Source organism: Streptomyces sp. NBC_00038 (assembly GCF_026343635.1).
Taxonomy (GTDB): domain Bacteria; phylum Actinomycetota; class Actinomycetes; order Streptomycetales; family Streptomycetaceae; genus Streptomyces.
Genome location: NZ_JAPELQ010000001.1, coordinates 7,228,506 through 7,249,883, shown reverse-complemented (window position 1 = coordinate 7,249,883; position 21,378 = coordinate 7,228,506). Strand labels below are relative to the sequence as shown.

Sequence of the window (21,378 nt, the reverse complement as noted above, 5' to 3'; positions counted from 1 at the left end):
AAGACGCGTACCTGCCAAGGGGGCGGCTTGACCTGCAGTGTTTTACTTTCTTTTGAGTGGAACCGTCAGCACACCGATATCCTCCTAACCCTTACGGGGGCGTGTGCCCCGACGTCCGAGACGTCCAGAACCTTTCGATGGGTGCGGAGCATGATCGAGGCAGTCGGCCTGACGAAGCGCTATGGCGCCAAGACAGCCGTGTACAACCTTTCCTTCCAGGTGAGGCCGGGTGCCGTCACCGGCTTCCTCGGGCCCAACGGCTCGGGCAAGTCGACGACGATGCGGATGATCCTCGGCCTCGACAACCCCAGCGCCGGGCAGGTGACGATCGGCGGCTTCCCCTACCGCAAGCTGCCGAACGCACCCCGCCAGGTCGGCGCGCTCCTCGACGCCAAGGCCGTGCACGGCGGCCGGCACGCCCGCAACCACCTCCTCTGCCTCGCCCAGCTGTCCGGCATCCCGGCCCGCCGCGTGGACGAGGTACTGGGCGTGGTGGGCCTCCAGGAGGTGGCCAGGAAGCGCTCCAAGGGCTTCTCGCTCGGCATGGGCCAGCGGCTCGGCATCGCGGCCGCGCTGCTCGGCGACCCGCAGGTGCTGCTCTTCGACGAGCCGGTCAACGGCCTCGACCCCGAGGGCATCCTCTGGGTCCGCAACCTGATGAAGTCGCTCGCGGCGGAAGGCCGCACCGTCTTCGTCTCCTCGCACCTGATGAGCGAGATGGCGCTGACCGCCGACCACCTGATCGTGATCGGCCGCGGCCAGCTGCTCGCCGATCAGAACATCAAGGACTTCATCTCGCACAACTCGGCCGACTTCGCCCGGGTCCGCACCCCGGACACGGAGCCGCAGCAGCGCGAGAAGCTGACGTCCGCGCTGACCGAGGCGGGCGGCCAGGTGCTGCCCGAGCAGGACGGCGCGCTGCGCGTGACGGGCCTGCGGCTGCCGCAGATCAGCGACCTCGCGCACTCCGCCGACGTACGCCTGTGGGAGCTGTCGCCACACCAGGCCTCGCTGGAGGAGGCGTACATGCGGATGACGCAGGGCGCCGTCGACTACCGCTCGACCATCGACCAGAAGGCGGGGCTCCAGCAGCAGCTGCCGCCGGGAGCGATGCCGCCGCCGCAGATGCAGATGCCGGTGCCGGGTCAGGGCCAGCCGGGCTGGTACGCACCGCCGCCGCCCCAGCACGGCGGGCAGCCCTTCGCGATGCCGCAGGGCCAGCCGCAGCCGGGACCGTACGGTGCACCGGGCCCGTACGGCGCTCCGGGCACCCCGGCGGCTCCTGGCGCCCCGGCCGCCAACCCGTACGCCCAGGCCGCGCCCCAGGCCCCCGCGGCACCGGCCGCCGCCCCCGACCTGACCAAGCCCGAGGACGCCCGATGAGCACGCCCCAGCCCCCGATGCAGCAGCAGGCAGCGCCCAACTGGCAGGCGGCGCCCGGCTCTTCGTACACCTCGCCGATCCCGGTCACGCGCACTCACCTGGGCCACGCGCTCGCCTCCGAGTGGACGAAGATCAAGTCGGTGCGCTCGACGATGTGGACGCTCGGTGTCTTCCTCGTCCTGGTCGTCGGCATCGGCTTCCTGGTCGCCGTCCAGACCACCGACGAGGACTTCGGCGACGTCCCGTACACGATCCCGGCCTTCTTCGGGCTGATCCTCGGGCAGATCTGCCTGATCACGCTGGGTGTGCTCGTGGTCTCGTCCGAGTACGGCACGGGCATGATCCGTACGACGTTCACCGCCTCGCCGCAGCGGCACCGGGTGCTCACCGCGAAGCTGATCATCTTCTTCGCGGTGGCGTTCGCCGTGTCGGCCTTCGCGATCGGCCTGGTCGGCCTGTTCACCTCGGGGATGCACAGCGGCGGCTCGGAGGTCTCCTGGGGCGGCACGGTGGTGATGGGCGCGCTGTACGTCTCGCTGCTCGGCACCCTCGCCCTCGCGGTGGGCTCGATGCTGCGTCACTCGGCGGGCGCGATCACCGCGATGCTCGGCATCGTGCTGGTGCCCGCGATCATGCCCGCGTTCCTGCTGATGTCCGAGAGCCTGCAGACGATCGGCAACAAGATGCTGGAGTACAACGCCCCCAACTCCCTCGCCAAGATCTTCCACCTGGACGACGAGAACGGCACGGGCGGCGCACAGCTCGGCCTGCTCGCCGCGGTGACGGCGGCGGCGATCGTCGGCGCGTTCGTACTGCTCGAGCGCCGGGACGTCTGACCGGAACGACCGACCGGGATGTGTGAAGTCGCCTAGAACCTGGGCGCGTTACGGGACCGCTGCACCCTTGAGGTGCGGCGGTCCTTCGCGTTCCAGCAGGACTTGTGCCAGTGGCGGCGTTCGTCGACACCCGAGTGCTCCGGCCAGGCCACCACGTGCGGGACGCCGGAGGGGATCATCTGGTCACAGCCGGGGCAGCGGTAGGTCTTGCCCTCGGAGCTCGCGCCCGCCACATGGCGCACGCTCCACTCCTCTCCCTGCCAGTTCTCCGTGGACTGAAAGCCGCCGTAGCGGCCGCCGTCCTCCGAGGACGCGCTCGGGCCGGACGAGCCGGCGTCCTTCGGACGGTTGCGACGCGGGGACACAGGACACCTCACGGAGCTATACAGGGAGCAGGGGCCGTAACCAGCCTACGCGGCACACACAGGGGTACGCGTACTCCACCAACCCCCACAGACCGCCCTCCCATCGGCTCATTTTGCAGACAATCCGCAAATCCCTCCGAGAGGCCGTGTCCTCGGCACGTGTCGGGCGGTTATGCCGGTGGGGGAGCTCCGAGACGGGGCCAAGGAAGCAGGAAGTGCAATGCACGTTGGAAGTTTTGTACTGGCCGCCCAGTTCCCGGGCCAGGGCCAGGGGGAGGCCCTGCACCGTGCGGTGCGGTCGGCCGAGGTCGCCGAGGAAGCCGGACTCGACTCGGTCTGGCTGGCCGAGCACCACTTCGTTCCGTACGGCACCTGCCCGTCGGCGGTCACCCTGGCGGCCCTGCTGCTCGGCCGTACGCGACGGATCCGGGTCGGCACCGCGGTGAGCGTGCTGCCCACCGTGCACCCCGTGGCGCTCGGCGAACAGGCGGCGCTGCTGCACGTGACGTCCGGCGGACGGTTCTCGCTGGGCGTGGGGCGTGGCGGCCCCTGGGTCGACCTGGAGGTCTTCGGCTCGGGTCTCGGGGCGTACGAGGAGGGGTTCCCGGAATCCCTCGATCTGCTGATGCGCTGGCTGCGCGAACCGTCCGTCGCCGGTACCGGAGAGCGGTTCGGCTTCCGTGAAGTCGCCGTGGTGCCCAGGCCGTCGGAGGCGCTGAGCTGTGCGCCGGGCCCCGAGGTGGTCGTCGCCTGTACCTCACCGGCGAGTGTGCGGCTCGCGGCCGAGCGCGGACTGCCGATGCTCCTCGGGATGCATGTGGGGGACGAAGAGAAGGCCGAAATGGTAGCCCTGTGGCGGCAGTACGCGCGTGTGGCGGGGCGCCCCGCGGACGAGATCTTCGCGGCGGCCCATGTGTCGGCGGGGGTCTGCCAGATCGCGGACCGCCGCACCGACGCCGTGGAGTCGCTCCTCAAGGCGATGCCGGGCTGGCTGAAGCAGGGACTTGACGCCCATGTGACGATCGACGGCCGCGCCCGCACGATGCGGGACCCGCTGGCGTACACCGAACTGCTCTGCGGGCTGCACCCGGTGGGGACTCCGCAGCTGTGCGCCGACCGGCTCGCGGCGACCTCGGAACGCACCGGCATCTCACGCTTCGCTCTGCTCGTGGAGGGCTCGGGGGATCTGGCGGCCACCGAGGAGAACGTACGACGCCTTGGCACCGAGGTGCTCCCCCAGCTCCGGTGACCGGCCCGGGCCCGGGTGCCAACGGGCCGGTTCCGCGGGGAGCTTGCCGCCCCAGTACAAAACACCTCCCGCGTACGGAGCGGCAAGCAGTGCGGCGTCACCGCCTCAGCAGTCCCGGAACTCCGGGGACTGGTTCAGCAGCTGACTGCGGACCGAGGTGAAGCGTGCCAGTGTGTCGTCCACTGAGGTGTCCAGCGGGAACACCGCCACCCGGTGGCAGTTCTGGAAGGCCAGTCGCACTCCGAAGTGCCGCTGCAGCGCACCGCGTATCGCGTCACTCGCGAGCGCACGCAGCAGCTGGCCACGTGCCTGCTCGTCCGGCGGGGGCGTCTGGTTGTCGGCGAAGTTGCCGCCGTCCACCTTCAGCTGGGCCACCAGCGAACTGATCATCTCCCATGCGTAGGGCAGGGAGGTCCGGACGCAGTCGACGAATTCAGCTTCATCGACCTCGCCTCGCTCGGCCTGTTCGAGTAGGGCCGGTGAGACGTCGAGCGACATGAGTTCTCCTCTCGCACCCCCAGACCTCGGGGGTTGCCGGACAGGGAAGGGAGTTCGCGATATCGAACACGCTGAGTACACGCATCGCGACCTCCTGTTTATACGGTAAGCAACGGACGGTGACGGCACCAGGAGAATGGGCACATAGCGAACTCCCACTAGGCACACAATCAGCCACTGCCGAACAGGCGTCTTCCAGGGCGAATCGCGTGGACCACTGCCCGTCGAGTAGCGTTGCGGACCATGCGTCTCGTCATTGCCCGTTGCTCCGTCGACTACGCGGGCCGGCTCACCGCCCATCTCCCGTCCGCCCCTCGCCTCATCCTCGTGAAGGCGGACGGCAGCGTCTCGATCCACGCGGACGACCGGGCCTACAAGCCCCTCAACTGGATGTCGCCGCCCTGCACCCTGAAGGAGGGTTCCGGGGACGAGGAGGGCGTCTGGACCGTCATCAACAAGGCGGGCGAGAAGCTCATCATCACGATGGAGGAGATCCTCCACGATTCCTCGCACGAACTCGGTGTGGACCCGGGCCTGATCAAGGACGGCGTGGAAGCACACCTTCAGGAACTCCTCGCGGACCGCATCGAAACGCTCGGCGACGGCTACTCGCTGATCCGCCGTGAGTACATGACGGCCATCGGGCCCGTCGACATCCTGTGCCGGGACGGCGAGGGCCAGACCGTCGCCATCGAGATCAAGCGGCGCGGTGAGATCGACGGCGTGGAGCAACTCACGCGCTATCTGGAGCTGTTGAACCGCGACCCGCACCTCGCGCCGGTCCGCGGCATCTTCGCCGCCCAGGAGATCAAGCCGCAGGCCCGCGTCCTCGCCACCGACCGCGGCATCGGCTGCACGGTCCTGGACTACAACGCGCTGCGCGGCATCGAGGACGACAAGCTGCGGCTGTTCTGACCGCGAGGCAGGCAACGTAGGAGGGCCGGGTCCGATGACGGACCCGGCCCTCTTTGCTTGCGTAGCCCTGGGGCTCAGATCACTGCGCCACTGGGCGATCCGGCCTCGCTGCTGCCCTCCGGGGCGCTGGTGAGGCTGCTCTCCGGGGCGCTGGAGGTGGTGCCGCTGGCGGAGTCCGTAGTGCTCGGCTCCGTCGAAGTGCTCGGCGAAACCGAAGGCGACGCCGAGGTCGGCGGCTCACTCGACGGCGGCTCACTCGACGGCGCCTCGCTCGACGGCGCGTCACTGGACGGCGGCTTGCTCGACGGCGACTTCGTAGGCGACTTGGACGGCGACGTAGACGGGCCGCTGGTGCCCTTCGTCCCGCTCGGATCGTCCGAAGGCCGCGCCGTCTCCGTAGGCGTCGGATCGTCCGAAGTCCCGTACGTCCCGTCAGGACCCGGATCCGTCGGCGTACTCACCGCTCCGGTGCCGGAGTCGCCGTCGCCCTTCTTCGCCTTGTCCGCGCCCAGGCTGTCGTCGTCGGTGCCCTGACTGGCCGACGGGTTGACGCCGACCTTCTCGGACGGCGGGTCGTTGCTGCCGTCCGAGGTCGCGCCGAGCGTCACCACGGTGCCGAGCACGGCGACGAGGAGCGCGCCCGCGCCCGCGGCCACCAGGTTGCGCTTGGTGCCGCTCACCAGACGGCTGGCGATGCCGGCGCGATGCGCGCCGGGGCCGGACTCGGCGCGGTGGGTGACCAACGTCGAGGGATCGCCGGACTGTTCGGCCAGGAAGGCGGCGGCCGGTACGCCACCCGGAGGCGACGCCGACTCCTCGTACCGGGATTCGGACACCTCCTCGCCGCCCGCCGTGCTGGCGCCTGCCACGAGGGTTCCGGAGCGGTCGGAGACCAGTGCGAGAGCGCGCCGCCCCGCGGTCGAGCCGCGCTTGTCGGCGAGGGCGCCACGCAGCCCGATGGAGGCCTCCAGCTCGGAGCGGGCCCGGTCCAGCTGGCCGCCGCAGAGCGCGAGGATGCCCAACTCGTGGTGGAAGTAGGCCTGTTCGCCCACCTCGCCGGAGAGCCGGGAGGCCTCGGCGCCAGCACGCAGCGCACGCTCCCAGGCGCTCCAGTGCATCCCTGCCGCGAACGCGGGCGCGGCCGTACGGGCCAGTTGTACGGCGGCGGTCTCCTCCTGCTCGTCGAGCGGTGGCGTGGTGAGCGGGACCAGGACGGTGAGCGCGGCGAGCAGGGCGTCGGCCTCGGCGCAGACCCGCTCCGGGGTCACCGAGGGATGTCCGGCCCACCAGGTGTAGTGCCGGGCGGCGGCGAACGACCGCTCCTCGGCTCCGTCCGCGTATCCGGCGGCCTCCAGCTGGGCCTGCACACCGGCCGCGAGCCGGTAGCGGGAGCCGACCGGGGAGACCAGCGCGCAGCCCGCCAGTTCGGCGAGTGCGGCGTCCGCGTGGGTGTCGCCGACGAGCGCGGGCAGATGCGCCTGGTGCGGCACCTCGCCGCCCAGTGCGATCGCGAACCGCAGGGTGGCGCGCGCCGACCCACTGAGCCGGGACGCGAGCAGCGAGGCGGGCGCGGCGCCCTCGGCGAGCGAGGGCAGCGGTACGTCGTGTTCGTCGCCGGCCGCGAAGGGCGCGTCCACCGGAGCGTCCTCGTAGTACCCGAACTCGTCGAAGGCGTTCGGGTCGGCGCGCAGCTGGTCGCGCTGCCGGAGCAGCGCCCCGGCCTGCATGAAGCGCAGCGGGAGGCCTTCGGACTCGAACCAGAGGTCGCCCGCCCAGTTCGACTCCTCCTCCGTCAGGACGCGTCCGACGGCCCGTTCCAGGAGTTCGAGGCCGCCGCTGCGGTCGAGGCCGCCGAGGAACACCTCTTCAAGGAGGGAGTCGGTGGTCGGCGCGGGGACGTCGGGCGTCGCGGCGATCACGAAAGCACACTCGGGGGTGGCGTCGAGCAGCTCGTCGAGCGCCGCGCCGCCGAACTCCACGTCGTCGAGGACGACGACCGCGCCGATCTCGTTGACGAGCCGGAGCAGTTCGTCCCGTTCCGGCCGGTAAAGGGGCGCTTCGTAGACGGCGGCGAGGAGCTCGTGCAGCAGGTCGTTCGCCGTACGCCGGTACCCGGAGAGGCGTACGACACCGTCGGGCGCGAGGTCCGCGCAGTCGTCGGCGACGGCGTCGAGCAGGCTGGTGCGGCCCGAGCCGGCGGGTCCGGTGAGCCGTACCGAGCGCCCGCGTGCGAGGAGGCGTACGAGCCGCTCGCGCTCCTCCTGGCGCTCCAGGAGCGGCAGCCGTGGCTGCGCCGGGCCGGGCGGGACGGGCGGCTGGGCGGCGCGGCTCAGCTCGGTGCGTTCCGCCGCGCCGTACTTCGTCGGCCGTGGTGGCCGCTCCCCCGGCGGGCAGGCCTCGATCTCGCTGCCGTCGACGGGGTTGACCGTGAGCAGGAAGTCGCCCGAGACGAGCTGGACCGTGCGGGCGAGCGCCGGTGTGTGCTGCCCGAAGTCGGTCGTGAGCGGGTCGCGCGGCGGGCGCGAGCGAGGCGCCTGGCCGTCGTCGTCATGGCCGTACTCTTCGGATCCCCGGTTGTTCGGGTCCATGTTCCAAGCCCCCCAAAAGCGTCGTGTGCCGAGCCCCTCCCGGCCTTGCCGCACACCGCGCTGTCGCTTCTGGTCCGGTGCCCGCTCCAGGGTTTCAGTCGGCGGGCAGCCGAACCCTAAACCTTCGCACAGTATCTACGAACAGCCGGGGTACCGCGCCGCCCGAGACGTCACAGCTTCGTGAGGATTGTGCGCGTGGGGCGTTTCGTACGCCGTTGCGCGCTCCTCCCCCTTGCCCTGCCACTCGCCCCGGTCAGACCCTTGCGCGGTCAGACCCGGGGCAGTGACTCCACGCCGATGCCGCCCTCGATCGCGAGGATCCGGTGCAGCCGGGTGGCCACCAGGAGGCGCTGCATCTGAGGCGGTACACCGCGCAGCACAAGCCGTCGGCCGCACCGCCCGGCGCGTCGGTGGGCCCCCATGATGACACCGAGTCCGGTGGCGTCCCAGGAGTCCAGCTCGGACAGGTCGAGCACCAGGTCGCCGGCTCCGTCGTCGACGGCCGAGTGCAGGACCGTGCGGGCGTCCGCCGCGCTGCGTACGTCGAGGCGGCCCCCGACGACCAGCTCGGCGTGGTCGCCCCTGATGTACATATGCGCTCCCCGAGAGTGCTTCTCGTACTCCGCGTCTGTCTGTGCCCCGTCTGACTGCCCGAGGGGCAGTGTGGTTGCTGCTTGTAAGCGAACCGATACCGAATTCACCTCAAGGGGTGATGCCCCAGAGGCACGTGCGGTTTCAGTGGTGTACGCAGACGGGTGGTACTTGATCTTCAGTGCTTGTAGAAGCCCTGCCCGCTCTTGCGCCCGATGTCACCGGCGTCAACCATCCGGCGCATCAGCTCGGGCGGCGCGAACTTCTCGTCCTGGGTCTCGGTGTAGATGTTGCTCGTGGCGTGCAGCAGGATGTCGACGCCCGTGAGGTCGGCGGTGGCCAGGGGTCCCATGGCGTGGCCGAAGCCCAGCTTGCAGGCGAGGTCGATGTCCTCGGCGCTGGCCACGCCCGACTCGTAGAGCTTCGTCGCCTCGACGACGAGCGCCGAAATGAGACGGGTCGTCACGAAGCCGGCCACGTCACGGTTGACGACGATGCAGGTCTTGCCGACGGACTCGGCGAACTCCCTTGCGGTGGCGAGGGTTTCGTCACTCGTCTTGTAGCCGCGGACCAGCTCGACGAGCTGCATCATCGGCACCGGCGAGAAGAAGTGGACGCCGACGACCCGCTCCGGGTGCGCGGTGGCCGCCGCGATCTTCGTGATCGGGATCGCGGAGGTGTTGGAGGCGAGCACGGTGTCGTCGCGGACGATGCCGTCGAGCGTCCGGAAGATCTCGTGCTTGACCTCCAGCTTCTCGAAGACGGCCTCGACGACGATGTCGGCGTCGGCGGCGGCGTCCAGATCGGTGGTGGCCGTGATGCGTGCCAGCGCCGCGTCGGCGTCCGCAGCTTCCAGCTTGCCCTTGCTCACGAACTTGTCGTACGAGGTCCTGATGCCGTCGATGCCACGCTTCAGCGCCTCGTCGGTGACATCGCGCAGGACGACGTCCCAGCCCGCCTGCGCGGAGACCTGGGCGATTCCGGACCCCATGAGTCCGGCTCCGATGACGGCGAGCTTCCGTGCCACTCCGACTCCCCTTAACACGCTGTTCAAGTTGCCTCTCCGGCGGACCCTAGCGCTCGTGAGGGCCTGTGTGACCGCTTAGTAATGCGCGTCACGTCTCAACAGACGGACATCACACCGGATGGCTCACCCAGCGTCCTCCGGCGCGCAGTTGAGTACCTTCCGACACGGTAGGTCCGTCATGTCGTCGGGGAGCCCGAGTACTTCGCGTGCCGCTTCGTCCGGATTGCGCCCGCCGTGACAGTCGGCACACGTGTCCGCCGGAAAGCCGGGGCGTAACTACGCTGGGCACATGGTCAATCTGACGCGCATCTACACCAGGACCGGCGACCAGGGCACCACCGCCCTCGGCGACATGAGCCGGGTCGCCAAGACCGACCTGCGGATCTCCGCATACGCGGACGCCAACGAGGCGAACGCGGTGATCGGGACGGCGCTCGCGCTCGGCGGGCTCGACGAGGAGGTCGGCACGGTCCTCACCCGCGTGCAGAACGACCTGTTCGACGTGGGCGCGGACCTGTCGACGCCCGTGGTCGAGGACCCGAAGTTCCCGCCCCTGCGAGTCGAGCAGTTCTACATCGACAAACTGGAGGCGGACTGCGACCGCTTCAACGAGCGGCTGGAGAAGCTCCGCTCCTTCATCCTGCCGGGCGGAACCCCGGGGGCGGCGCTGCTCCACCAGGCCTGCACCGTCGTACGCCGCGCGGAGCGCTCCACCTGGGCCGCCCTAGAGGTGCACGGCGAGGAGATGAACCCCCTCACCGCGACCTACCTCAACCGGCTATCGGACCTGCTGTTCATCCTTGCCCGGACGGCGAACAACGACATCGGGGACGTGCTCTGGGTCCCGGGCGGGGAGCGCTGACTCCGGCCGCTTCTTCGGCCAGACGACATACGTCAGCGCGATGATCCCGTGGATGCCGGCGGTCCTGAGCGAGATCCACTGGAAGGACCGCAGCGACGAGGTGTCGCCGTCGCCGACGTACCAGATCGCGGCCTGCAGCAGCGTGCACGCGACCGCCGCCATCAGGACCGTACGGAGCCACAGGCGTCCCTCGTGCCGGGCCCGCGCCATCCCGTAGCGCGGGGGCTTCGGCGGGCGCGGGGCCCCGGCCAGGCGGTGGGCGGCGTGGCCGTCGAGCCAGCGGATCGTGTAGTGGCCGTACGCCACCGTGAAGCCGATGTACAGCGCCGCCAGGCCGTGCTCCCAGCTCGGCTCGGCGCCGTTCCTCAGGTCGATCGCCGTCACGACGAAGAGGACCAGTTCGAGCACGGGCTCGCAGAGCAGCAGCACCACGCTCGTACGGCGCCGTTTCAGCAGGTAGCGGACGGCCAGGCCCGCGGCCAGCAGCACCCAGAAGCCGACTTCACAGGCGATGATCAGTGCGACGATCACGGTTCGCTCCTCTCGGTCACCCTTCCAGGCTCCCGGCCGCGCGGGCCCGGATCGTCGTCGCCAGTGACGAAGTGGCACTGCATCCTTCGATGTAGCAGCGGACCGTCCCCCGGCATCAGGCGCCGAGCACGTACGCCGTGTTGGATGGAGTCATGGCCGTACGACTCCCCCGCCCCCATCGAGACGACGTGCGGATCGCGCTCGGCGGCCTGCTCGGCGGGCTCCTTCTGTACGCCGTCGGCCTCGGCGTCCGGCCGGCGGACGAGCCGATCGTCCTGTGGCCGGACAGCCGCGCGCTGCTGGTGCCGCTCGTCGTGACGGCGGGCTGCGAGCTGCTGCGCCGGGCCATGCCGCGTACGGCCCTGCTGATCGGCACGGCCGCGGTGACCGCCGATCTCTTCACGCGCGGCAGCCTGGCCACCGTCCTGATGTTCACCGACCTCATGTACGCGGCGGTGCTGTACGGCCACGCGGCCTCCGCCCGGCGCATCCTCTGGATCACCGGGCTGATCACCGTGGCCGGCACGGTCGTACCCGTCGCGGTCCTGCGCGTTCCGGAGGCTCTGCTGATCGGGGTGGGCGTGGGCCTGGTGGCGCTGACGCCCGCGGCCACCGGCTGGATCGTCCGCAACCACCGCGACACGGCCGCCGCGGAACGCCTGCGGGCCGAACAGACCGCCCTGCTCGCGGAGATCGACCGCAGCCAGGCGGTCACCGCCGAACGGGCGCGCATGGCACGGGAGTTGCACGACATGGTCGCCAACCACCTGTCCGCGATCGCCATCCACTCCACAGCCGCGCTCTCGCTCGACGACCCGAAGACCTCGAAGGACGCCCTCGCCGTCATCCGCGAGAACAGCGTCGAGGGGCTCGCCGAGATGCGCCGGCTGATCGGGATCCTGCGTGACGAGAGCGGCGACCGGGAGCCCACCGCGGCACCCACCCTCGACGGCCTGGAGGCCCTGGTGGTGAGCGCCCGTACCAACGGGCTCGACGTCACACTCGACGCCGGCCACGAGGCCCGGCTCCCCGCCCCGGTCGAGCTGGCCGCCTACCGCATCGTCCAGGAGTCCCTGACCAACGCCCTCAAGCACGCCTCCCCCGGCCTTGTCACCGTCACCCTCGCCCAGCTCGACGGCTCCCTCACCGTGCGGGTGACCAGCCCGTACGGCGACCGGGACGGGCCGCGCGCACCCGGCTCCGGGGCCGGTCTGGTCGGGATGGAGGAACGGGTCGCCCTGCTGGACGGGACCTTCGAGGCGGGCCCCGAGGGCGCGGGCCTCGTCAAGGTCTGGACCGTGCGCGCCACCCTGCCGATCACCCACAGAACCCACAGAACCCCTGGAACCCAGGGAACCCACGGAGGAACCGAATGATCCGCGTGCTCGTCGCCGAGGACCAGTCCGCCGTACGCGCCGGACTCGTCCTCATCCTGCGCAGCGCGCCGGACATCGAGGTGGTCGGCGAGGCCGCGGACGGCGAACAGGCGGTAGCTCTCGCCCGTCAACTCCGGCCGGATCTGGTCCTGATGGACGTCCAGATGCCCCGGCTCGACGGAGTCTCCGCCACCCGCCAGGTCGTCGCCGAGCAACTCGCCGACGTGCTCGTCCTCACCACCTTCGACCTCGACGAGTACGTCTTCGGGGCGCTGCGCGCGGGCGCCTCCGGGTTCCTGCTGAAGAACACCGAGGCGCGCCAACTCCTGGAAGCCGTCCGCACGGTGGCAGGCGGCGAGGGGCTGATCGCGCCCGCGGTCACCCGTCGGCTGATCGCCGAGTTCGCCGCGCGGCCCGTACGGGATACAGGGCCCGGCCCGGCGGTCCTCGAAGCCCTCACCCGGCGCGAACGCGAGGTGCTCTCCTGCCTCGGCGAGGGGATGTCCAACGCGGAGATCGCGACCCGCCTCGACATGGCGGAGGCGACCGTGAAGACCCACGTCAGCCGCCTCCTGGCGAAGCTGGAGCTGCGCAGCCGGGTGCAAGCGGCGGTGCTGGCGCAGGAGTTGGGCGTGTAACAAGTAACAGCAAGCAACCCGCTCAGTGGTCTGGACCTATTGACCTATGGTCCAGACCTTTCTATCGTCCTGCGCATCTCATCAAATCCCCCGGAGGACCGCGGATGCGCTTCAGACACCGAGCCAGACAGAGAGCCGTGGCAGGACTCACCACCCTGCTGCTCCCGTTCGCCGCCATGGTCGGGCTCGCGAGCCCCGCGCAGGCAGCCACCAGCGCCACCGCCACGTACGCCAAGACCCAGGACTGGGGCACCGGCTTCGAAGGCAAGTGGACGGTCAAGAACACCGGGACCACGAGCATCAGTTCATGGACGGTCGAGTGGGACTTCCCCTCGGGTACCTCCGTGACCTCGGCCTGGGACGCGGACGTCACGTCCTCCGGCACCCACTGGACCGCCAAGAACAAGTCCTGGAACGGCACCCTCGCAGCCGGCGCCTCCGTCTCCTTCGGCTTCAACGGAGCCGGCACCGGCGCCCCCTCCAACTGCCTCCTCAACGGCGGCTCCTGTGACGGCGGCACCACACCGGTCCCGGGTGACGCGCTGCCCTCCGCGCCCGGCACCCCGACCGCGTCCGCCATCACCAACACCTCGGTGAACCTGTCCTGGGCCGCGGCCACCGACGACAAGGGCATCAAGAACTACGACGTCCTGCGCGACGGCGCCACGATCGCGACGGTCACGGGCACCTCGTACTCGAACACCGGCCTGACCGCCGGCACCACCTACTCGTACACGGTCAAGGCCCGTGACACCGCCGACCAGACCGGTCCGGTGAGCGGCGCGGTCTCCGTGACCACCACCGGCGGCACCACGACCCCGCCGACCGGCGGCAAGATCAACCTCGGGTACTTCACCGAGTGGGGCGTCTACGGCCGCAATTACCACGTCAAGAACCTGGACACCTCCGGTTCCGCGTCGAAGATCACGCACATCAACTACTCGTTCGGGAACGTCACGAACGGGCAGTGCAAGATGGACGACTCCTACGCCGCCATCGACAAGGCATACACCGCCGACCAGGCCGTCAGCGGCGTGGCCGACACCTGGGACCAGGCGCTGCGCGGCAACTTCAACCAGCTGCGCCAGCTGAAGGCCAAGTACCCGAACATCAAGGTGCTCTGGTCGTTCGGCGGCTGGACCTACTCGGGCGGCTTCGCCCAGGCCGCGGCCAACCCCACCGCCTTCGCCCAGTCCTGCAAGGCCCTGGTCGAGGACCCGCGCTGGGCCGATGTCTTCGACGGCATCGACATCGACTGGGAGTACCCCAACGCCTGCGGCCTGACCTGTGACACCTCCGGCTTCAGCTCCTTCAAGACGCTGACCTCGGCGCTGCGCACGGAGTTCGGCAGCAACTACCTGGTGACCGCGGCCATCACCGCCGACGGCTCCTCCGGCGGCAAGATCGACGCGGCCGACTACGGCGGCGCCGCCCAGTACCTCAACTGGTACAACGTGATGACGTACGACTACTTCGGCGCCTTCACCCCCGCAGGCCCGACGGCCCCGCACTCCCCGCTGACCTCGTACACCGGCATCCCGACGGCCGGCTTCAACTCGGCCGACGCGATCGCCAAGCTCAAGTCGAAGGGCGTGCCCTCCAACAAGCTGCTGCTCGGCATCGGCTTCTACGGCCGCGGCTGGACCGGCGTCACCCAGGCAACCCCTGGCGGCACGGCGACCGGCGCGGCACCCGGCACGTATGAGGCTGGCATCGAGGACTACAAGGTCCTCAAGACGTCCTGCCCGTCCACCGGCACCATCGCAGGCACGGCGTACGCGTACTGCGGCAACAACTGGTGGAGCTACGACACCCCGGCCACCATCGGCACGAAGATGGCCTGGGCCAACGCCCAGGGCCTGGGCGGCGCGTTCTTCTGGGAGTTCAGCGGTGACACCACGAACGGTGAACTCGTGACCGCCATCAAGAACGGTCTCGGCTAAGAAAGTTAAGAACTAAGCCACATTGACGCGCTGACCGGGCGGGGCTGCCTCAAGCCACGCGAGAAATCCGGTCAGCGCGTCTTCGCTCATCGCCAGTTCGAGACGCGTGCCCCTGTGCAGACAAGCGAGGATCATCGCGTCGGAGAGCAGTGCCATCTCCTCCTCGCCCTCCGGGGCGCGGCGGCCGGCCACCTCGATCGCCGAGCGTTCCAGGACGCGGCGCGGGCGGGGGGCGTAGGAGAAGACGCGGTACCACTCGATGCGGTCGCCGTTGTAGCGGGCGACGCCGTAGCCCCAGCCTTTGCCGTTGGTGTCGGCCTTCTCGGGCACGTCCCAGCGCAGGCTGCAGTCGAAGGTGCCGCCGGAGCGCTGGATCAGCCGGCGGCGGAGGCCGAAGACGAACAGGCCGAGCACCACGAGCGCCACTACCAAACCGCACACAGTCAGAGCGAGGACCATCGACACCGACCTCCTCGTCTCCTAGGTAAAGCAGGTAATGAAACGGAAAAAAGCACCGGCATCGCCTCAGCCGCGACCCGGTCCGGAGCAAGCTCCGGTCCTGGCCGCGGCTGAGTCACTTCCTGTCGCGCGCTGGTTTCAGTGCGTCGACACCGCTCGCAGACGGACGTCCGCGCGACGCTCGGCGGAGGCATCGCCCTCCGCCTTCGCGCGCTCGAGCTCCCGCTCCGCACGCTGGACGTCGATCTCGTCCGACAGCTCGGCGATCTCGGCCAGCAGCGACAGCTTGTTGTCCGCGAACGAGATGAAACCGCCGTGCACCGCGGCGACGACCGTTCCACCATCACTCGTACGGATGGTCACCGGGCCCGACTCCAGCACACCGAGCAGCGGCTGGTGACCGGGCATGACGCCGATGTCGCCGGACGTGGTACGCGCGACGACCAGGGTGGCCTCGCCGGACCAGACACTGCGGTCCGCGGCGACGAGCTCGACATGCAGCTCAGCAGCCAAGGTGGGCTCCTCGGGTCACCACCCGGTCGTTGCCGCCGGGTGTTGGGTCAAAGTCTAGTAGGCGTACGGGAGGGGACGGGACGCACCCCGCGAGGTGCGACCCCGCCCCCTCACCAAGAAGCAGTACTCGGTTAGGAGACCGTTCAGGAGACGCCGAGCTCCTTGGCGTTCTTCTTGAGGTCCTCAATGCCACCGCAGAGGAAGAACGCCTGCTCCGGGAAGTGGTCGTACTCGCCGTCGATGATCGCGTTGAAGGCCACGATCGACTCGTCCAGCGGGACGTCCGAACCGTCGACGCCGGTGAACTGCTTGGCGACGTGGGTGTTCTGGGACAGGAAGCGCTCCACGCGACGGGCACGGTGGACGGTGAGCTTGTCCTCTTCGCCCAGCTCGTCGATACCGAGGATCGCGATGATGTCCTGCAGGTCCTTGTACTTCTGAAGAACCGACTTGACGCGCATCGCGGCCGCGTAGTGGTCCGCCGCGATGTAGCGGGGGTCCAGGATGCGGGACGTGGAGTCCAGCGGGTCCACGGCCGGGTAGATGCCCTTCTCGGAGATCGGACGGGAGAGAACCGTCGTCGCGTCGAGGTGGGCGAAGGTGGTGGCCGGGGCCGGGTCGGTCAGGTCGTCCGCGGGGACGTAGATCGCCTGCATCGAGGTGATCGAGTGACCACGGGTCGAGGTGATGCGCTCCTGGAGGAGACCCATCTCGTCGGCCAGGTTCGGCTGGTAACCCACCGCGGAGGGCATACGGCCGAGCAGGGTCGAGACCTCGGAACCGGCCTGCGTGAAGCGGAAGATGTTGTCGATGAAGAACAGCACGTCCTGCTTCTGCACATCGCGGAAGTACTCCGCCATGGTCAGACCGGCAAGGGCCACGCGGAGACGGGTGCCCGGGGGCTCGTCCATCTGACCGAAGACAAGCGCCGTCTTGTCGATGACGCCGGACTCGGACATCTCCTCGATGAGGTCGTTGCCCTCACGGGTACGCTCGCCGACACCGGCGAACACGGAGACACCGTCGTGGTTGTTGGCGACGCGGTAGATCATCTCCTGGATGAGCACCGTCTTGCCGACGCCGGCACCGCCGAACAGGCCGATCTTTCCACCCTTGACGTACGGGGTGAGAAGGTCGATGACCTTGACGCCGGTCTCGAACATCTCGGTCTTCGACTCGAGCTCGTCGAAGCGCGGGGCCTTGCGGTGGATGGTCCAGCGCTCGCCCGTGTACTTCTCGTCGGAGTTCAGCACCTCACCGAGGGTGTTGAACACCTTGCCCTTGGTGAAGTCACCGACCGGGACGGAGATGCCCGTGCCGGTGTCGGTGACCGCGGCCTGGCGGACCAGACCGTCGGTGGGCTGCATGGAGATCGTGCGGACCAGGCCGTCACCCAGGTGCTGGGCGACCTCCAGGGTCAGCGTCTTCTTCTCGCCGTCCTTGGCCGGGTCGGCCACCTCGACGTGAAGGGCGTTGTAAATTTCCGGCATCGCGTCGACGGGGAACTCCACGTCGACGACCGGGCCGATGACCCGGGCGACGCGGCCCGTGGCAACGGCCGTCTCAACTGTCGTCGTCATTACTTGTCACTCCCCGCGGTCGCGTCGGCCAGGGCTGCGGAGCCACCGACGATCTCGCTGATTTCCTGGGTGATTTCGGCCTGGCGGGCCGCGTTGGCAAGACGGGAGAGCATGGTGATCAGGTCTCCCGCGTTGTCGGTCGCCGACTTCATCGCGCGGCGCGTGGCGGCGTGCTTGGAAGCAGCCGACTGGAGCAGCGCGTTGTAGATACGGCTCTCGACGTACCGCGGCAGCAGGGCGTCAAGGACGTCCTCCGCCGACGGCTCGAACTCGTACAGCGGAAGGATCTCGCCCTTGGGCGCCTCCTCCGCAACCTCTTCGAGGCGCAGCGGCAGCAGACGGCCGTCCACCGCGTTCTGCGTCATCATCGAGACGAACTCGGTGTAGACGATGTGGAGTTCGTCCACGCCGCCCTCGGCCGTGTCCTTCTCGATGGCCTCGATCAGCGGACCCGCGACCTTCTTCGCGTCCGCGTAGGTGGGCTCGTCGGTGAAGCCCGACCACGATTCCACGACCTTGCGCTCGCGGAAGTTGTAGTGGGCCAGACCGCGGCGGCCGACGATGTACGTGTCGACCTCCTTGCCCTCCGCCTCAAGGCGTGCCGTCAGCCTCTCGGCCGCCTTGATGGCGTTGGAGTTGAAGGCGCCGGCCAGTCCGCGGTCGCTCGAGAGGAGCAGTACCGCGGAACGGGTCGGCGTCTCCACCTCCGTGGTCAGCGGGTGCTTGGTGTTCGAGCCGGTGCCGACCGCCGTGACCGCGCGGGTGAGCTCGGTCGCGTACGGCGCGGAGGCCGCCACCTTGCGCTGCGCCTTGACGACACGCGAGGCGGCGATCATCTCCATCGCCTTGGTGATCTTCTTGGTCGCGGTGACGGACTTGATACGACGCTTGTAGACCCGGAGCTGGGCTCCCATGAGTCAGGTCCCTTCCGTCGTCACTTGGCCGCGGCGGCCGGAGCGTCTTCGCCGAGAAGCTTGCCGTCCGAGGTCTCGAACTGCTTCTTGAAGTCCGCGATGGCGTCGGCGATGGCCGTGAGGGTGTCGTCCGACATCTTCGCGCCCTCCTTGATGGAGGTCATGAGGCCCTGCTCCTTGCGGTGCAGGTACTCAAGCAGCTCCGTCTCGAAGCGACGGATGTCGGCGACCGGGACCTCGTCCATCTTGCCGGTGGTGGCCGCCCAGACGGAGACGACCTGGTCCTCGGTGGCCATCGGCTGGTACTGAGGCTGCTTGAGCAGCTCGACCAGTCGCTGACCGCGCTCCAGCTGCGCCTTCGACGCGGCGTCCAGGTCGGAACCGAAGGCGGCGAACGCCTCCAGCTCGCGGTACTGGGCGAGGTCGAGGCGGAGTCGGCCGGACACCTGGCGCATCGCCTTGTGCTGGGCGGAGCCACCGACGCGGGAGACCGAGATACCGACGTTCAGGGCCGGACGCTGACCGGCGTTGAACAGGTCGGACTCCAGGAAGCACTGGCCGTCGGTGATGGAGATGACGTTGGTCGGGATGAACGCCGACACGTCGTTCGCCTTGGTCTCGACGATCGGCAGACCCGTCATCGAACCGGCGCCCATGTCGTCGGAGAGCTTCGCGCAGCGCTCAAGCAGACGGGAGTGCAGGTAGAAGACGTCACCGGGGTAGGCCTCGCGCCCCGGCGGACGGCGCAGCAGCAGGGACACGGCGCGGTAGGCGTCGGCCTGCTTCGAGAGGTCGTCGAAGATGATGAGGACGTGCTTGCCCTCGTACATCCACTGCTGGCCGATGGCCGAACCGGTGTACGGCGCAAGGTACTTGAAGCCGGCCGGGTCGGACGCCGGGGCGGCGACGATGGTCGTGTACTCCAGCGCGCCGGCCTCTTCGAGGGCGCCACGCACGGAGGCGATGGTCGAACCCTTCTGACCGATGGCGACGTAGATGCAGCGGACCTGCTTCTTGGTGTCGCCCGAGCGCCAGTTGTCGCGCTGGTTGATGATCGTGTCGACGGCCAGCGCGGTCTTGCCGGTCTGACGGTCACCGATGACCAGCTGACGCTGGCCGCGGCCGATCGGGGTCATCGCGTCGACGGCCTTGTAGCCCGTCTCCATCGGCTCGTGCACCGACTTGCGGACCATGACGCCCGGGGCCTGCAGCTCGAGGGCGCGGCGTCCGGTGGTCTCGATCTCGCCGAGGCCGTCGATCGGGTTGCCGAGCGGGTCGACGACGCGGCCGAGGTAACCCTCGCCCACGGCGACGGAGAGCACCTCACCGGTGCGCTGCACCGGCTGGCCCTCCTCGATACCGCTGAACTCGCCGAGGACGACCGCACCGATCTCGCGCTCTTCCAGGTTCAGCGCGAGACCGAGGGTTCCGTCCTCGAACTTCAGCAGTTCGTTCGCCATCGCCGAGGGGAGACCCTCGATCTTGGCAATACCGTCGCCGGCGACGGTGACCGTACCGACCTCCTCGCGCGAGGCCGCGTCCGGCTGGTACGACTGGACAAAGTTCTCCAGCGCGTCCCGGATCTCCTCCGGCCGGATCGTGAGCTCCGCCATCTGGGTTCCCTGCTCTCCTTGTTGGGCCCGAAGTTTCACTTGGGGGGATGGGGACTCCCCCCTGTAAAGAGGTGAATCCTCTGCACGGCCCAACGAGGGCCGTAGGTGCGTACTACGTATGAAGTTGGGGTCAGCCGGCCATGCGGCGGCTGGCGTCCGAGAGACGGTCCGCGATGGAGCCGTTGATCAGCTCGTCGCCGACCTGCACCTGGACTCCGCCGAGGACCTCGGGGTCCACGTCGAGGTTGAGGTGCATCTGACGGCCGTAGAGCTTGGCCAGCGCGGCGCCGAGGCGCTGCTTCTGTCCGTCACTCAGCGGAACCGCGGAGGTGACGACGGCGACCATGCGGTCACGACGCTCGGCGGCGAGCTTGGACAGGGACTCGAGTCCCGCTTCCAGGCTACGTCCACGCGGCGCGGTCACAAGGCGCGTCACCAGACGCTCGGTCGTCGCGTCGGCCCGGCCGCCGAGCAGGCTGCGCAGCAGCTCGCTCTTGGCCGCGGTCGTCGCGGCGCGGTCGGTCAGCGCGGCGCGCAGCCCGGTGCTGGAAGAGACGATCCGGCCGAACCGGAACAGCTCGTCCTCGACGTCGTCGAGCTTGCCGCCCTGCTGCGCCGCCGTGAGGTCGGCGATGGAGGCCAGCTCTTCGAGAGCGTCCACGAGGTCGCGCGACTGCGACCAGCGCGAGCGCACCAGGCCGGCCACCAGATCGGCGGTCGTCCCGCTGACCTGGCTGCCGAGCAGGCGCTCGGCCAGTTCGGCCTTGGCCTCGCCGGTCTGCGACGGGTCGGTCAGGACCCGGCGCAGCGACACCTCGCGGTGGAGCAGCGCGGTGACCGCGGCCAGCTCGTCGCCGAGCTGCGCCGCGTCGACGGACGTGTTGTCCGTCAGCGCGTCGAGACGCTCACGTGCGGCTGCGGTTGCCTCGCGGCTCGCTCCGTGCGCTGTCATCGAGCCGCCTCGGCCTTCTCCTCAAGCTCATCGAGGAAGCGGTCGATGGTGCGGCTCTGCCGGGCGTTGTCCTCAAGGGACTCGCCGACGAGCTTGCCGGCCAGGTCGGTGGCCAGCTGGCCGACGTCCTGACGCAGCGCCTGAGCCGCGGCCTTGCGGTCCGCCTCGATCTGCGTGTGACCGGCGGCGATGATTTCCTCACGCTGCCGCTGGCCTTCCGCGCGCATCTCGGCGATGAGCGTGGCGCCCTGCTCCTGCGCCTCCTGGCGCAGCCGCGCGGCTTCGTGACGGGCCTCGTCGAGCTGAGACTTGTACTGCTCGAGGACGCTCTGGGCCTCGGTCTGAGCGGCCTCGGCCTTTTCGATACCGCCCTCGATGGCCTCGCGACGCTGCTCCAGAACCTTGTTGATGTTCGGGAGAAGCTTCTTGGCGAGGAAGCCGAAGACGATGACGAAGGCGATCAGGCCGATGACGAGCTCGGGGATCGGCGGAATGAGGGGGTTTTCAAGCTCCTCAGCCGCGATATTGAGCATCTGGCTCATATC

At 69.3% G+C, this 21,378-nt stretch carries 21 protein-coding genes; 8 read left to right on the top strand and 13 right to left on the bottom strand.

Annotated elements, in window-relative coordinates:
• Nucleotides 1-150: 150 nt before the first annotated feature.
• Together OG219_RS32980 and OG219_RS32975 are read left to right on the top strand one after the other, a co-directional pair.
• Complete coding sequence (locus OG219_RS32980) at nt 151-1,383, top strand: ATP-binding cassette domain-containing protein (protein ID WP_266832689.1); 1,233 nt, start codon at nt 151-153, stop codon at nt 1,381-1,383.
• Nucleotides 1,380-2,219, top strand: coding sequence for an ABC transporter permease subunit (locus tag OG219_RS32975; protein ID WP_266832687.1), 840 nt, complete (start codon nt 1,380-1,382; stop codon nt 2,217-2,219). Before OG219_RS32980 ends, OG219_RS32975 begins: the two co-directional genes overlap by 4 nt.
• Nucleotides 2,220-2,251: 32 nt before the next feature.
• Here the strand turns inward: OG219_RS32975 and OG219_RS32970 are convergent, their stop codons facing one another.
• A complete protein-coding gene (locus OG219_RS32970) occupies nt 2,252-2,584 on the bottom strand; it encodes an ATP/GTP-binding protein (protein ID WP_266832685.1) in 333 nt (110 codons plus the stop codon).
• A 220-nt stretch (nt 2,585-2,804) separates the two neighbouring features.
• Here OG219_RS32970 and OG219_RS32965 point away from each other — a divergent pair, with 220 nt between their 5' ends.
• Nucleotides 2,805-3,833 (top strand): LLM class flavin-dependent oxidoreductase, encoded by a 1,029-nt coding sequence (locus OG219_RS32965; protein ID WP_266832683.1) that lies wholly within the window; start codon nt 2,805-2,807, stop codon nt 3,831-3,833.
• A gap of 105 nt (nt 3,834-3,938) precedes the next feature.
• Here the strand turns inward: OG219_RS32965 and OG219_RS32960 are convergent, their stop codons facing one another.
• Nucleotides 3,939-4,331 (bottom strand): SCO5389 family protein, encoded by a 393-nt coding sequence (locus OG219_RS32960; RefSeq protein WP_266454190.1) that lies wholly within the window; start codon nt 4,329-4,331, stop codon nt 3,939-3,941.
• 243 nt (nt 4,332-4,574) lie between these two features.
• On the opposite strand from OG219_RS32960, the gene nucS reads away from it, so the two are divergent.
• A complete protein-coding gene (nucS, locus tag OG219_RS32955; protein ID WP_266832680.1) occupies nt 4,575-5,246 on the top strand; it encodes an endonuclease NucS in 672 nt (223 codons plus the stop codon).
• Nucleotides 5,247-5,320: 74 nt separating this feature from the next.
• Here the strand turns inward: nucS and OG219_RS32950 are convergent, their stop codons facing one another.
• The 3 genes from OG219_RS32950 to OG219_RS32940 all read right to left on the bottom strand — a co-directional run bounded on the left by OG219_RS32950 (nt 5,321) and on the right by OG219_RS32940 (nt 9,452).
• Nucleotides 5,321-7,834, bottom strand: coding sequence for an ATP-binding protein (locus tag OG219_RS32950; RefSeq protein WP_266832678.1), 2,514 nt, complete (start codon nt 7,832-7,834; stop codon nt 5,321-5,323).
• A 269-nt stretch (nt 7,835-8,103) separates the two neighbouring features.
• A complete protein-coding gene (locus OG219_RS32945; RefSeq protein WP_261707178.1) occupies nt 8,104-8,427 on the bottom strand; it encodes an STAS domain-containing protein in 324 nt (107 codons plus the stop codon).
• A gap of 176 nt (nt 8,428-8,603) precedes the next feature.
• Entirely contained in the window at nt 8,604-9,452 is an 849-nt protein-coding gene (locus OG219_RS32940) for a 3-hydroxyacyl-CoA dehydrogenase family protein (RefSeq protein WP_266832676.1), read from the bottom strand.
• Between the two features lie 289 nt (nt 9,453-9,741).
• Here OG219_RS32940 and OG219_RS32935 point away from each other — a divergent pair, with 289 nt between their 5' ends.
• The gene (locus OG219_RS32935) at nt 9,742-10,314 is read left to right on the top strand and encodes a cob(I)yrinic acid a,c-diamide adenosyltransferase (RefSeq protein ID WP_266832674.1); all 573 of its coding nucleotides are present in this window, start codon (nt 9,742-9,744) and stop codon (nt 10,312-10,314) included.
• On the opposite strand, the gene OG219_RS32930 is transcribed toward OG219_RS32935, so the two are convergent.
• Complete coding sequence (locus OG219_RS32930; RefSeq protein WP_266832672.1) at nt 10,231-10,845, bottom strand: hypothetical protein; 615 nt, start codon at nt 10,843-10,845, stop codon at nt 10,231-10,233. The genes OG219_RS32935 and OG219_RS32930 overlap by 84 nt on opposite strands.
• A gap of 152 nt (nt 10,846-10,997) precedes the next feature.
• Here OG219_RS32930 and OG219_RS32925 point away from each other — a divergent pair, with 152 nt between their 5' ends.
• The 3 genes from OG219_RS32925 (at nt 10,998) to OG219_RS32915 (ending at nt 14,802) form a co-directional block, all read left to right on the top strand.
• Nucleotides 10,998-12,221, top strand: a complete 1,224-nt coding sequence (locus tag OG219_RS32925; protein ID WP_266832670.1) for a sensor histidine kinase — start codon at nt 10,998-11,000, stop codon at nt 12,219-12,221.
• Nucleotides 12,218-12,859: a response regulator transcription factor gene (locus OG219_RS32920; RefSeq protein ID WP_266832668.1), complete on the top strand. Its 642-nt coding sequence runs from the start codon at nt 12,218-12,220 to the stop codon at nt 12,857-12,859. The genes OG219_RS32925 and OG219_RS32920 overlap by 4 nt, the downstream gene beginning before the upstream one ends.
• Nucleotides 12,860-12,963: 104 nt before the next feature.
• Nucleotides 12,964-14,802, top strand: a complete 1,839-nt coding sequence (locus OG219_RS32915; RefSeq protein ID WP_266832666.1) for a glycoside hydrolase family 18 chitinase — start codon at nt 12,964-12,966, stop codon at nt 14,800-14,802.
• 12 nt (nt 14,803-14,814) lie between these two features.
• Here the strand turns inward: OG219_RS32915 and OG219_RS32910 are convergent, their stop codons facing one another.
• The 7 genes from OG219_RS32910 to OG219_RS32880 form a co-directional block, all read right to left on the bottom strand.
• Nucleotides 14,815-15,261 (bottom strand): DUF2550 domain-containing protein, encoded by a 447-nt coding sequence (locus tag OG219_RS32910; RefSeq protein WP_266832663.1) that lies wholly within the window; start codon nt 15,259-15,261, stop codon nt 14,815-14,817.
• A gap of 138 nt (nt 15,262-15,399) precedes the next feature.
• Nucleotides 15,400-15,774 carry a F0F1 ATP synthase subunit epsilon gene (locus tag OG219_RS32905; protein ID WP_266454205.1) on the bottom strand — a complete coding sequence of 125 codons (375 nt, stop codon included), beginning with the start codon at nt 15,772-15,774 and terminating at the stop codon, nt 15,400-15,402.
• Between the two features lie 143 nt (nt 15,775-15,917).
• The gene (gene atpD / locus OG219_RS32900) at nt 15,918-17,354 is read right to left on the bottom strand and encodes a F0F1 ATP synthase subunit beta (RefSeq protein WP_266832661.1); all 1,437 of its coding nucleotides are present in this window, start codon (nt 17,352-17,354) and stop codon (nt 15,918-15,920) included.
• Nucleotides 17,354-18,268: a F0F1 ATP synthase subunit gamma gene (locus OG219_RS32895; RefSeq protein WP_266832659.1), complete on the bottom strand. Its 915-nt coding sequence runs from the start codon at nt 18,266-18,268 to the stop codon at nt 17,354-17,356. Before OG219_RS32895 ends, atpD begins: the two co-directional genes overlap by 1 nt.
• Before the next feature lie 20 nt (nt 18,269-18,288).
• The gene (gene atpA / locus OG219_RS32890; RefSeq protein WP_266832657.1) at nt 18,289-19,881 is read right to left on the bottom strand and encodes a F0F1 ATP synthase subunit alpha; all 1,593 of its coding nucleotides are present in this window, start codon (nt 19,879-19,881) and stop codon (nt 18,289-18,291) included.
• A gap of 130 nt (nt 19,882-20,011) precedes the next feature.
• Complete coding sequence (locus tag OG219_RS32885) at nt 20,012-20,833, bottom strand: F0F1 ATP synthase subunit delta (protein ID WP_266832655.1); 822 nt, start codon at nt 20,831-20,833, stop codon at nt 20,012-20,014.
• The gene (locus OG219_RS32880) at nt 20,830-21,375 is read right to left on the bottom strand and encodes a F0F1 ATP synthase subunit B (RefSeq protein WP_266832653.1); all 546 of its coding nucleotides are present in this window, start codon (nt 21,373-21,375) and stop codon (nt 20,830-20,832) included. Before OG219_RS32880 ends, OG219_RS32885 begins: the two co-directional genes overlap by 4 nt.
• Between the last annotated feature and the right edge of the window lie 3 nt (nt 21,376-21,378).

Coding starts and splice junctions, on each gene's coding strand:
- OG219_RS32980 (WP_266832689.1), top strand. CDS start 151: ATGATCGAGGCAGTCGGCCTGACGAAGCGCTATGGCGCCAAGACAGCC.
- OG219_RS32920 (WP_266832668.1), top strand. CDS start 12,218: ATGATCCGCGTGCTCGTCGCCGAGGACCAGTCCGCCGTACGCGCCGGA.
- OG219_RS32950 (WP_266832678.1), bottom strand. CDS start 7,834: ATGGACCCGAACAACCGGGGATCCGAAGAGTACGGCCATGACGACGAC.
- OG219_RS32945 (WP_261707178.1), bottom strand. CDS start 8,427: ATGTACATCAGGGGCGACCACGCCGAGCTGGTCGTCGGGGGCCGCCTC.
- atpD (WP_266832661.1), bottom strand. CDS start 17,354: ATGACGACGACAGTTGAGACGGCCGTTGCCACGGGCCGCGTCGCCCGG.
- OG219_RS32925 (WP_266832670.1), top strand. CDS start 10,998: ATGGCCGTACGACTCCCCCGCCCCCATCGAGACGACGTGCGGATCGCG.
- nucS (WP_266832680.1), top strand. CDS start 4,575: ATGCGTCTCGTCATTGCCCGTTGCTCCGTCGACTACGCGGGCCGGCTC.
- OG219_RS32910 (WP_266832663.1), bottom strand. CDS start 15,261: ATGGTCCTCGCTCTGACTGTGTGCGGTTTGGTAGTGGCGCTCGTGGTG.
- OG219_RS32975 (WP_266832687.1), top strand. CDS start 1,380: ATGAGCACGCCCCAGCCCCCGATGCAGCAGCAGGCAGCGCCCAACTGG.
- OG219_RS32895 (WP_266832659.1), bottom strand. CDS start 18,268: ATGGGAGCCCAGCTCCGGGTCTACAAGCGTCGTATCAAGTCCGTCACC.
- OG219_RS32885 (WP_266832655.1), bottom strand. CDS start 20,833: ATGACAGCGCACGGAGCGAGCCGCGAGGCAACCGCAGCCGCACGTGAG.
- OG219_RS32880 (WP_266832653.1), bottom strand. CDS start 21,375: ATGAGCCAGATGCTCAATATCGCGGCTGAGGAGCTTGAAAACCCCCTC.
- atpA (WP_266832657.1), bottom strand. CDS start 19,881: ATGGCGGAGCTCACGATCCGGCCGGAGGAGATCCGGGACGCGCTGGAG.
- OG219_RS32965 (WP_266832683.1), top strand. CDS start 2,805: ATGCACGTTGGAAGTTTTGTACTGGCCGCCCAGTTCCCGGGCCAGGGC.
- OG219_RS32935 (WP_266832674.1), top strand. CDS start 9,742: ATGGTCAATCTGACGCGCATCTACACCAGGACCGGCGACCAGGGCACC.
- OG219_RS32915 (WP_266832666.1), top strand. CDS start 12,964: ATGCGCTTCAGACACCGAGCCAGACAGAGAGCCGTGGCAGGACTCACC.
- OG219_RS32960 (WP_266454190.1), bottom strand. CDS start 4,331: ATGTCGCTCGACGTCTCACCGGCCCTACTCGAACAGGCCGAGCGAGGC.